Below are 1,825 nucleotides of genomic sequence, written 5' to 3' on the forward strand. Positions count from 1 at the left end.
CCCCGACCCCGACCCCGTGATCATCTTCGAACACGGCTCCCTGTACAACGTCTCCGGCGAACTCACCGCGCCCGAAGGCCCCCCGGACATCTCGTCGGCCGCCGTCCGCCGATCGGGCGACGACGTCACCCTTCTGACGTACGGGGGGTCGCTGCCCAAGGTCCTCTCGGCGGCGGACCTCCTCGCCGAGGAGGGCATCAGCGCCGAGGTCGTGGACCTGCGCAGCCTCCGCCCCCTCGACGACGCCACGATCATGGCCTCGGTGGCCAGGACGCACCGTGCCGTCGTCGTCGACGAGGGCTGGCGCACCGGGAGCCTCGCCGCCGAGGTCTCCGCCCGGATCACCGAGCAGGCCTTCTACGAACTCGACGCACCGGTCGGGAGGGTGTGCAGTGCCGAGGTGCCGATCCCCTACGCCCGGCACCTGGAGGAGGCCGCGCTGCCCCAGGCGGAGGGCATCGCCGCCGCGGCCCGGGAGGCGATGGGGCACCGTGGGTGAGTTCACCATGCCGTCGCTGGGCGCGGACATGGAGGCGGGCACCCTCCAGGAGTGGCTCGTCTCCCCCGGCGACACGGTCACGCGCGGCGAGGTGATCGCCGGGGGCACCCTCACCGTCAGCAGCCTCGGGGACCAGGGCGTCGAGGCCGTCTACGGCGTCATCTACCCGCCTCAGGGCGCCCTGGTCGGTTTCGGGGCCGTGCTCGAGCGCCCCTGGGCGGACCACGGCATGCTCGGGGTGCGCCCTGTCGTGACGGCCACCCTGTCCGCCGATCACCGAGCCAGCGACGGCGCTGTGGGAGCACGCTTCCTGAACGCCGTCGACCGCCTGCTCCAGAAACCGGAGAACCTGTGATGGACGAGACCGAAGCCCGGACCGTCGTCGAGGAGGCGATCACTCGTGTGGTGCCCGGCGCCGATCTCACCGGCCTGGACCCGGACGCCCCTGATACGGCATTCCCCCGGGCCGCGTCCTGGCCGGCGCCAACCACCACGACTCCCCACTGCTCGCCCCGACCCCGGACCGTCTGGACGACCTGGGCCCGCTGCCCGGCGACGTCACCGTCCACCTGGACACCGGCTACGACTCCGGCACCACCCGCACCCTGCTCCACGAACGCGGCCTGCGCGGCCGCATCGCGCACAAGGGCGAGAAGGCGCCCATCCAGGCCAGTCGGCGCTGGCACGTGGAGCGCACCCACGCCTGGCAGAACGCCTTCCACCGGCTCGCCCGCTGCTACGAGCGGCGCGCCAGCGTCGTCGACGCCTTCTTCGACCTCGCCGACACGGTCATCACCGTGCGCAGCCTGATCCGGCGGGCATGGACGACTCACCGCTGGGACGAGCGCCCGAACCGCCGACCATGACCGCATCCCTGTCCGCGCCACCTTTTAGGAGGTGTACAGCGACTGCAACCTGGTCACCCGGCCCTTCCCGTCGAAGCTGAGGTCGTATCCCAGCCTCGAGCGGGAGGAGCTCGGCTCGGTCATCAGCCGGTTGACGAACTCGGCCTGGGAATAGGGGTAGGGGGCGGAGTTGTCGCCCAGCGGGACCGATAGCAGCACCCGGGCGTCTGTGGCCATGAGCACCGTGGTGTAGGGCCCTTCACCGGGGATGATCAACCACGCCTCGTGCGGGCCCGTGGCGGCCATCTTCCGGGCCGTCCGCACTGACAGGTAGGTCCGTCCGCCGCTGATCCAGCCCTCGCGTATCTGCATGAACTGCTTGGTACCGGCCCAGCGCGTCGTGCCGGCCGGGGCGGTGCCCTCGCCGGGCGCGGCGGGCGCGGTCGTCGCAGTGGGCGGGGTCGTCGCAGCGGGCGGGTGC

At 72.2% G+C, this 1,825-nt stretch carries 3 protein-coding genes and 1 pseudogene; 3 read left to right on the forward strand and 1 reads right to left on the reverse strand.

Annotated elements, in window-relative coordinates; translation table 11 throughout:
• From C1I97_RS36455 to C1I97_RS36465, 3 genes and pseudogenes are all read left to right on the forward strand, one after another.
• Positions 1-499 (forward strand): alpha-ketoacid dehydrogenase subunit beta (locus C1I97_RS36455; protein WP_309147861.1); only part of this gene is annotated, 499 nt, incomplete at its 5' end.
• Entirely contained in the window at positions 492-854 is a 363-nt protein-coding gene (locus tag C1I97_RS36460) for a 2-oxo acid dehydrogenase subunit E2 (protein ID WP_111007184.1), read from the forward strand. The genes C1I97_RS36455 and C1I97_RS36460, both read left to right, overlap by 8 nt.
• A 94-nt stretch (positions 855-948) precedes the next feature.
• Positions 949-1,365 (forward strand): annotated as a pseudogene (locus tag C1I97_RS36465) (transposase); the annotation flags it as partial.
• 24 nt (positions 1,366-1,389) lie between these two features.
• Here the strand turns inward: C1I97_RS36465 and C1I97_RS40420 are convergent.
• A partial coding sequence (locus C1I97_RS40420; RefSeq protein ID WP_111007185.1) for a hypothetical protein occupies positions 1,390-1,825 on the reverse strand: 436 nt, incomplete at its 5' end.

The organism is Streptomyces sp. NTH33, assembly GCF_003236365.1.
Taxonomy (GTDB): domain Bacteria; phylum Actinomycetota; class Actinomycetes; order Streptomycetales; family Streptomycetaceae; genus Streptomyces.